A 3,075-nucleotide genomic window follows, 5' to 3' on the forward strand; every position below is an offset into this window, starting at 1 on the left:
ACTCGTCGCCCGGCAGATGCTCACATCGGCCCAGCGCGCCGGGATCAGCTTCGCTGAGCGATCCTTCGGATGACGAGGGTGCACGGATCTGCCGCGATCCGGGCGTCACGGGGCGTGACCGTCGGTGTGCCGGTGAGCGCCCGATCATGCCGATGAGCGCACTGATGGCGATGCGACGCGGCTGAGTTCGGCGGCCAGCATGGCCTGATCACCGGGCAGGATCCCGCACTGCTGCCGTGCCCGCTGTGTGGGCACGGCGAGCGCGCTGCGGACATCGACCAGCGGCCGTCCGTCCAGGTCGCCTTCGATCAGAATCGTGCCGTCGAGGTGCGGGACGGCGCCCAACTATGCGAGGTCACCGGCGCTGTCCCCACCGCTGGCTACCCGGCCGGGACCTGGTTCATCGTCCGCCGGGAACGCCAGCACCCCGATTGCACGGGGGGCGAGCGGCCTGGGGAAACGGGCCGGGCGCATCCCGACACCACGCCCCAGGCCGACTCAACCGCTGTTGCGGGGGGCTGTTCGGGACGAGTTTTGTGTAGCGCCCCGAACAGCCCCGGATGGATTAGACGCCGAATGGTGCCGGGTAGATGATGGTGCCGCTCGGGACCGGGAGGGCGTTGTCGAATACGAGGGCCATCATGGCCTCATCGGGCACCTCGAAAGACGGGTGGATCCCGTAGGCGGAGGCCCGGCTGAACCCGAACCGTGGGTAGTACTCGGCGTGGCCGAGTACGAGGACGAGGTTTTCGCCCATGGTGCGGGCGACCTTCAGACCGGCCCGGATCGCGGCTGAGCCCGCGCCCTGCTTCTGGTAACGGGACAGGACGGCGCAGGGGCCGAGTGCCAGGGCCGGGGCGTCGCCGACGTGGCAGCGGGTGAATAGTGCGTATCCGCCGACGGTACCGTCGGCGCTTTCGGCCACGATGGACAGCTCGGGTAGCCACGCTGGGTCGGTGCGCAGCGCCTCAACGAGGTCGGCTTCCAGCGGTGTGGGGAAGGCGTCGAGGGTGACCTCGCGGATCGCGGTGATGTCCTGATCGGTTTCGGGTCGAGTGGTCCAGCTATGGAACATGTTGGATATTCCTTCGGCGTTCTTTGAGATGGAAACGTAGGCGGTGCGGTGAGGTTCGGGCCGAGAAACATCGTGTTCTGCGGCCGGCTGGCTCACGACCGTCCCTGCTGGTCGCGGAAGGTGTAGGTCTCGCGCAGAGATCGGGTAATGGCCTTCTTGTGATCCTCGCGTTGGGCGCGTAGCCGTGCGTCGCTGCGAGAAGTTGCCCAGGCGTTCTCCCGCTGGAGCTTGCGGTAGCTGTCCAGACGACGCTCGCTCACCTCGCCGGCGGCGATCGCGGCTTGGACGGCGCAGCCGGGTTCGGAGTCGTGGCCGCAGTCGCTGAACCGACACTGCGAAGCGAGCCGCTCGATGTCGGCGAAGACCTGCTGCAGGCCATCGTCAGCGTCGAACAGGCCGATCCCGCGCAGGCCCGGGGTGTCGATGAGCACGCCGCCGTTTGGCAGCGGGACCATCTGACGGCGGACCGTCGTGTGGCGACCTTTGCCGTCTTGGGCTCGCACGGCGCCGGTCGCCAGTACCTCGGTTCCCAGCAGTGCGTTGCCCAACGTCGACTTGCCGGCTCCGGACGGGCCGAGCAGTACCACCGTGCCGGTGAGCGCGGCCGTAAGTAGTTCCAGCCCGTGACCAGTGGCGGCGCTGGTGGTGATGATCTCTACGCCGGGGGCCAGTTGGGTCAGCTCGGCCGTGGCCGTGCTGGGGTCGGCTGACTGGTCGGCCTTGGTCAGCACGATTACCGGGAGCGCGCCACTCTCCCAGGCAAGGGCCAGCAGCCGTTCGATGCGGCCCAGGTTCAACGGGACCTCGACAGAGACGACCAAGGCGGCCGTGTCGATGTTGGCGGCTAGGGCCTGACCATGCGAGGAGCGTGAGGCCGAGGAGCGGACGATGACACTGCGACGTGGCAGCAGAGCGGTCAGCTCGGGCTCATGGCCCGAGCGCAGGGCGGCCCAGTCGCCGGTACACGGAGCCGAGACAGGGTCCGATGCGCCCACCAATGAGGTGCCGGCCCGTAGCGGGCCGGTCTCGGTGATGACGTCACACCTGCCGCGATCGACGCCGATAATGCGTGCAGGGATGAGACCTGCGGCGCGATGCGATGTGAAGGACCGTTCGAGCTTTGTATCCCAGCCGTAGGCGGAAAGGCCGCCGTCGGAAGATGATCTAGGAGAAAAAGAATCGGAAGACAACAACGTAAAACCCTTGCGAAAAGGGACCCTGGGAAGCCCTGCGTTGCGTCCGCGGATTCGGCGCGGACGTGGCGGAAGGATTCAGCTGAGGGGCCGGGACGTGAGGATGGACCGGACGCTGCGGGCAGCAGCCATCACCACGGCGGTCATCAACCTCACCTCCCTCAAGAGTTTCCAGTTGCCCCCTAGATGGGTGGCGGCGGCTACTCTAGCACACTTGATCGACCTTGCCGGCATCGTCGGGGCCGCGCTTCCTTCGACTTACCGTTCCAGTCCTACTTTCTCGGCTCTGACAGTCATGGCCGCAGCCCAGGCGCAGCGGGCGTCGCCCGACTCTCTATCGCGACCCTGCGCGCTTGCTCGCTCAAATCCGAACTTGCGGCGCCTTCGCCGCTGTCTGAGCAGGCCGGGCTGCTATCCCCCAGGCCGAACCAGGCTGAATTGCGAGCGGCATCCGCACATGCGCGATCCGCGCGCTAAAACGATGTCGTGTCGAGCTAGCCCGGTTGTCGTCCGGAGGTGCCAAGGCGTGTGGATTACGCCGCGACGCTTCTCGCGCAAAGGGCCAAACTTGCTATGCCACCGTTGCTGTCTGGGCAGGCGGGCTGCTGGCGCTGGCGCCGAGCCAGTGCCGGGTTGCGGTCAACATCCGCTCACTCATGCCGCGATCCGCGCGTTACGCAGCGTGGCTGGCGGCCACGGGCGCAGCGTCCGGACATGCCGATGAGAGTGCGTCGGCTAATACGGCAGTCCGAGATCGTGATGTGTGCGAGGGTTCCTGTCGTAACGCTGGACAGCCCACCGTGCCGC

The 3,075-nt window shown here is 67.1% G+C and carries 3 protein-coding genes; all 3 read right to left on the minus strand.

The window, feature by feature from the left end:
• Nucleotides 1–144: 144 nt before the first annotated feature.
• The 3 genes from ACWD5O_RS37010 to rsgA all read right to left on the minus strand — a co-directional run bounded on the left by ACWD5O_RS37010 (nucleotide 145) and on the right by rsgA (nucleotide 2,268).
• The gene (locus ACWD5O_RS37010; protein ID WP_354968850.1) at nucleotides 145–345 is read right to left on the minus strand and encodes a hypothetical protein; all 201 of its coding nucleotides are present in this window, start codon (nucleotides 343–345) and stop codon (nucleotides 145–147) included.
• Between the two features lie 220 nt (nucleotides 346–565).
• Nucleotides 566–1,171 carry a GNAT family N-acetyltransferase gene (locus ACWD5O_RS37015; RefSeq protein WP_354968851.1) on the minus strand — a complete coding sequence of 202 codons (606 nt, stop codon included), beginning with the start codon at nucleotides 1,169–1,171 and terminating at the stop codon, nucleotides 566–568.
• Nucleotides 1,168–2,268: a ribosome small subunit-dependent GTPase A gene (gene rsgA / locus ACWD5O_RS37020; protein WP_387329551.1), complete on the minus strand. Its 1,101-nt coding sequence runs from the start codon at nucleotides 2,266–2,268 to the stop codon at nucleotides 1,168–1,170. The genes ACWD5O_RS37015 and rsgA overlap by 4 nt, the downstream gene beginning before the upstream one ends.
• Between the last annotated feature and the right edge of the window lie 807 nt (nucleotides 2,269–3,075).

Source organism: Micromonospora sp. NPDC005161, from assembly GCF_053599855.1.